The sequence below is a fragment of the Devosia sp. genome, assembly GCF_034675085.1.
Classification (GTDB): Bacteria; Pseudomonadota; Alphaproteobacteria; order Rhizobiales; family Devosiaceae; genus Devosia.
Map to the genome: position 1 here is coordinate 1 of NZ_JAUCDN010000218.1, position 5,646 is coordinate 5,646.

At 66.5% G+C, this 5,646-nt stretch carries 4 protein-coding genes; all 4 read right to left on the reverse strand.

Going from position 1 to position 5,646, the window contains the following annotated elements; all coding sequences use genetic code 11:
- Positions 1 to 341, reverse strand: a 341-nt coding sequence (locus VDP82_RS13035) for a hypothetical protein (protein ID WP_323015279.1), incomplete at its 3' end; no start/stop codon positions are given.
- A gap of 124 nt (positions 342 to 465) precedes the next feature.
- Positions 466 to 1,668 carry an RNA methyltransferase gene (locus tag VDP82_RS13040; protein WP_323015280.1) on the reverse strand — a complete coding sequence of 401 codons (1,203 nt, stop codon included), beginning with the start codon at positions 1,666 to 1,668 and terminating at the stop codon, positions 466 to 468.
- A gap of 92 nt (positions 1,669 to 1,760) precedes the next feature.
- Entirely contained in the window at positions 1,761 to 4,685 is a 2,925-nt protein-coding gene (locus VDP82_RS13045) for an FAD-binding and (Fe-S)-binding domain-containing protein (protein ID WP_323015281.1), read from the reverse strand.
- Between the two features lie 60 nt (positions 4,686 to 4,745).
- Positions 4,746 to 5,459, reverse strand: a complete 714-nt coding sequence (locus VDP82_RS13050; protein ID WP_323015282.1) for a PadR family transcriptional regulator — start codon at positions 5,457 to 5,459, stop codon at positions 4,746 to 4,748.
- Positions 5,460 to 5,646: the final 187 nt, after the last annotated feature.

A 5,646-nucleotide genomic window follows, 5' to 3' on the forward strand; every position in this document is an offset into this window, starting at 1 on the left:
TCGCACAGGATCAGCAATTGGCAGCCCTGGATCTCGATGGTGTCGGGGCCGGTCTGGGTGACGGTGGCAGCGGCCCGGCTGCCCCCGTAATTGACCGTGCCCTTCCATTTGTTAGGCGCGGCCTGCTCGGCGGTCACCACCTGCTGGTTGACATAGGCCATGTTCTTTTCGGTGCGCGAGGCGCCCTGAATATCGTTGAGCGTGCCGCACAGCGTCGTGCCGTCGCCGCAGAGGCGAAAGGTGAACATGGTGCCTTCGGCATCCATCCAGCGGCCATTGATCGCGTTATCGGCGGCGCTCGCGGGCAAAACGAGCGCAAGTGCGAGCGCCCCGGCGCTCACGAGGGATTTCCAAGCCAACATATCGAATTCTCCTTGGCGGCCGGCGCCCTCCGCTCGCCGGCAAGGTTTGTAAATGGACGCTGCTTAAACGCCTGCAATGGGGCAGGGTTGCGGGCAAAAGCGTTCAATTTGATGGAGATTTGAAGGTCGCAGCGATTTCCACATGGGTTGATTGGACGAACTGGTCGAAGGCCACGAGGTCGCTGAGCCCATAGCCTGCGGCCGTCAGGATGGCGGCGTCGCGGGCAAAACTGCTTGCGTCACAGGCGATCATGACGATGGTCTTGACCCCGGACAGGGCCAGCTCGCGCGTCTGCGCCTCGGCCCCGGCGCGGGGCGGATCGAGCACGACGGCATCGTAATCCAGCTCGAAACGGGTGAGGGGATCGCGGAAGAGATCGCGTGCCTTGGCGGTGATCGGCTTGAGCCCCTTGGCGAAGCGCCTCGCCCGGTCGAGCGCGGCAACGGCATTGCGGTCGCTGTCAGCGGCAAAGACCGGTCGCTTTTCGGCCAGCCGCAGCGCGAAGGGGCCGACGCCGCAAAACAGATCGGCCACCGAGCGGGCCGGCTCCACCGCCGCGAGCACATAGGCGGCCAGCGCCTCTTCGGCGGCGGCGGTGGCCTGGAGGAAACTGCCGATGGGCAGCTCCACCCGGGCGCGGCCCATCTCCACCAGCGGCGCCTGGGCCTGCAGCACCATTTCGCCATTGAGCGCCAGCCGGGCGAGGCCGAAGCGGGTGGCCAGGGGGACAAGTTTTTCCGGTCGCGCCTGTTTTCGGGCGGTGCGGATGGCGACATCGAGCCCGCTCAGGGTGGCGGTGAAGCTGACATCGGCCTCGCCCAGCGCGGTCCCGATGGCGCGGGCGATAGCGGGCGCTCGGCTGAGCGCGGGATCGAGAATGGGGCAGGCATCCAGGTCATGCACCTGGTGGCTTTTGAGCCGCATATAGCCGGCTCCCTCGCGCCGCGCATGCAGGGTGGCGCGGCGGCGGCCGGTGCCGCCGGCGGGAATGAAGCGGGACACACTGGCTTTAATACCGGCAAGGAGCAGCGGCGTTTCCACCAGCGCGATCTTGAACGCCTCATAGGCGGGACCGGACAGGTGCTGGAGCTGGCAGCCGCCGCAGGCGCCGAAATGGCGGCAGAAGGGATCGATGCGCTCGGGCGAGGGCGCCAGGACCTCGACAAGCCCGCCGCGATCGCCTTCAACATCAAGCCGCACGGTTTCGCCCGGCAGCGCCAGCGGCACGAAGATTTTACGCCCGTCGATTTCGACGATGCCCTCGCCCTTGTGGCCGAGGCTGGAAATGGTGGCGGTGATGGTCATGATCGTCCGGGGCTTGCTGGCGGTTCAGTAGCGGGCTGATGCCTGTAGCGCAAGCAAAGGCCCCCTCACCCGGTCCCTGGGGTGAATGGGCCTTACGATAGCGGCCGGCTCGCCCATTCCAGCAGGCTCGCCAGTCCCACGAACGGCACCCCCGCATGTTCGCTGAGCCCAGACGCACAGGTGGAGACGGTCGAGACGCCCAGCGTGCAATCGGGGGGAATATCCCCCGCGACGAAGCGGGTGGCATGGGCATTGAGCTCGGGGGTGAACAGGCCCTTGTCGCCGGCATAGCCGCAGCAGGTGACCGAGGAGAGCAGCGCGACACGCTCGGCGCAGGCCGCCGCGATGCTTTCGGTCGCCGGCTGTTCGGCGAGGCGCTGGGCCGAGCAATTGTGATGCACCGCGACCACCGGCAGCTTGCGGGTGAGGGTCAGCCGGGGCAGCACATGCGCGGATAGGAAGATGGCCGAATCGAGCACCGGGGCATCGCCGGGAAAATCGCGCAGATGCTTGGCGCAGGTGGAGGCGTCGGTGACCACGCTGAGCCGGCCGGCATCGGAGAGCGCCGAAAGCTCGCGCGACAGCGCCGAGCCCGTGAGCGCCGCCGCCTCGGGAAAGCCCTTGGACTGGAAGGGCTGGCCACAGCACTGGCCGGTGAGGTTTTCGGGTATTATGACGTCATAGCCTGCCCGCTCCAGAAGGGTTACGAGCGCATCGGGGCCGGAGAGCAGGTCATGCTCGGTTTTGGGCGTGCCGAAGAGCCGGCTGGGGCAGGCAGGGAAATAAACCACCGCAGGACGGCCGGTCTGGGCGATGGGCACCGGAAAGCCGGTGCGGCGCGGATCCTGCCGGGTTTCGCGCGCCTTGGGCGCGCCGGGGCCGCGATGGAGCGCGCGGGAGAGGCGCGGCACGCGCCCGCCGGTGACCCGGCGCGCCGTTTCCGTAACCGCTTCGAGGGCCGGGGCGGGAATGACGGCGCGGGCCGCATCGGCAAGGCCCAGCCCGGCGCGCATGGTGCGTTCGACGGCTCCCAAATGATCGGCGGCAAAACCGGCGACGGATTCGGCCATGGCGCCGCGCCGACGGGCGCGCTGGCCGATAATCATGGTGCCGGTTTCGATGCCGACCGGGCAGCGCAGGGAGCAGAGATTGCAGGCGGCGCAGGTGTCGAGCCCGGCATAGGCGAAATCGTCATCGAGCCGGCGCAGGCGCTCCGGGTCCTCGCCGGTGCTGCGCAGGCGCTCGCGCTCGCGGGTGACGGCGATGCGCTGGCGCGGGGTGAGCGTCATGTGATGGCTGGGGCAGGCCGGCTCGCAAAAGCCGCACTCGATGCACAGATCGACCAGCTCGTCGGCCTGCGGCATGGTCTTGAGATTCTTGACGTGGATATTGGCGTCGTCATTGAGCAGCACGCCGGGATTGAGCAGGCCCTCGGGATCGAACAGCGCCTTGATGGCGCGCATCAGCCCATAGGCCTTGGCGCCCCATTCCGCCTCGACAAAGGGGGCGATGGCGCGGCCGGTGCCGTGCTCGGCCTTGAGCGAGCCGCCATAGCGCACCGAGACCAGATCGCTCAACGCTTTGGAGAAGCGGTCGAATTTGCCCGCCGATTCAGGCAGGAGGAAATCGTCGCCCATCTGGAAGTGCAGATTGCCGGCCAGGGCATGGCCGAAGATCACCGCATCGGGATAGCCATGATCGTCGAGCATGGCGCGCAGATCGACGACGAAATCGGCCAGCCGCTCGATGGGGGCGGCCACGTCCTCGGTTAGCATGATGCTGCCCTTGGGGCGGGCGGCGCCGGCGGAGGCGAAAAAGCCCTTGCGGATATCCCAGAGCGCGTGGCTGCGCGCCTCGTCGGTGGACAGATCGATCTGGGTGGCGCCGTGGCGGGCGAGCAGGGCCTCGGCCTTTTTCACCTCGCTTTCAAGCGTTTCCGCATCGGGGGCAGTGACGTCGATGAGCACGGCGGGAGAATTTTCCGTGAGCCAGGGCAGGAGCGGGGCCATGGGCGCCAGATGCTCCACCGTGGCCAGGGCGCGGCGCTCGATATATTCGGCGGCGGTGATGCCGGTGGTGACCTGCACCCCGCCATTGGCCATTTCGATAATGGCGCGGCCGGCCGATTGCGGATCGGGAAAGGGGATGAGGCCGGTGGCCTTGAAGGGATGCTCGGGAATGGTGTTGTAGGTGACCTCGGAGACGAAACCCAAGGTGCCTTCCGAGCCCACCATCAGGTGGATGAGGATATCGAGCGGGTCATGGAAGTCGACCAGGGCGTTGAGCGAATAGCCCACCGTATTCTTGATGCGATATTTGTGGCGGATGAGCGCGGTCAGCTCAGCATCGTCCATCACCTGGTGGTGCAGATCGTGCAGGCCGTCGAGCAGGGATTTGTGGCTCTGGCGGAAGGCGGCGCAGGAGGCCGGATCGCCGCTGTCGAGCATGGTGCCATCGGCCAGAACCAGGCGCAGCCGCGCCATGGTGTGATAGGTGTTGTGGGCCACCCCGCAGCACATGCCGGAGGAATTGTTGTTGACCACGCCGCCGATCTTGGCGGTGGCCTGGCTGGCGGGATCGGGACCGAGCTTCTTGTTGAAGGGCTTGAGCGCCTTGTTGGCCTGGGCGACGATGATGGCGGGCCCCAGCGTCACCCGGTCGGCGCCGGGGTGGATGTCGAGCTTGCGCCAGCCATCGCCAAGAACGGCCAGCACCCCATCGGTCACCGCCTGGCCGGATAGCGAGGTGCCGGCGGCGCGGAAGGTGATGGGCAGCCCCTCGGCGCGGGCCGCCTCGAACACGGCGCGCACCTCGTCCTCTGTATTGATGAACACCACCACGGCCGGGATCAGCCGGTAGGAACTGGCATCGCCGCTCCAGGCATAGGTCATCAACGGATCGGTATGGATCTGGCCACGCAGCCGCCCGCGCAGGCGGGCGGCGACTTTTTCACCGGCCGCCTGCCGGTCAGGGGTGGCGGCGCGGGGCTGGACGGAGGAGAGAAGGGCTTGCTGCATGCCTCCCTACTAACATGTTAGTTAGCGGCACGGAAGCGTTTCCCTCGCCTTTCGGCAAGATCAGATGTCGATCTCGTCCTCGCCCAGGGCTTCGAGACGGCTGGCGGCCTCGCGCAGGATGGCCGCCGCCTCGTGCTGGGCGTCCTCGCCGGCATGGCGCGCCTTGCGCAAGGCGGATTTGAGCGCCTTGCGGGCCTCGTTGAGCTCGGGCACCACATCCTTGAGATCGCGGTCGGGACGCGGGCCATGACCGCGCCCGGCGCCGGGATGGTCGGAACCGGGACCCTGCTCGTCGCCGCCGAACCAGTCGCTCTGGGCGAAGTCGCGGAAGCGGTGCATCTGCTCGCCGGCGCGGGCGAGGAAATCCAGGGTGGTCTCGATGGCCTTGCGATTCGTGGCCAGGTGCTCCCGACCCTCGTCGGTGATGGCATAGAGCTTCTTGTTGCCATCGGCCTGGGACGTCACGTAGCCGGCTTCCTCCAGAAAGGTCAGGGCCGGGTAGATGACGCCGGGGCTGGGCACGTAGAAGCCGGCGGATTTCTCCTCGACCGCCTTGATGATGTCATAGCCGTGGCGCGGCTGCTGCTCGATGAGGTAGAGCGCCACCAGCCGCAGATCGCCCGAGGCGAGCATGCGCCCGATGCGCAGGCCACCGCCCATATTCTGCCAGCCCTCGCCGCCTTCGGCGCCAGCGGCGAAACGCGCCCATTTGCGGCGGGCCATGGCTTCGAGCCGGCGCCAATTGGGTTCGCCACCCTTCCAATAATCACGCATAATCATATCTCCGATATATCATAAACTGTCGTTATCCCCATATTGCCACCGTTTATGGCGATTTCAAGATATATCGTAAGATTGTTCTAAAGGAGCTGCGAGGCGATTGCATGAGCCTGCTTGACAGGCAAAACAAATGTAACAATAAAAGTTACATGAAAAAATCGAGCCGCCTCTCCCTTGCCCT

Coding starts and splice junctions, on each gene's coding strand:
- VDP82_RS13045 (WP_323015281.1), bottom strand. CDS start 4,685: ATGCAGCAAGCCCTTCTCTCCTCCGTCCAGCCCCGCGCCGCCACCCCT.
- VDP82_RS13040 (WP_323015280.1), bottom strand. CDS start 1,668: ATGACCATCACCGCCACCATTTCCAGCCTCGGCCACAAGGGCGAGGGC.
- VDP82_RS13050 (WP_323015282.1), bottom strand. CDS start 5,459: ATGCGTGATTATTGGAAGGGTGGCGAACCCAATTGGCGCCGGCTCGAA.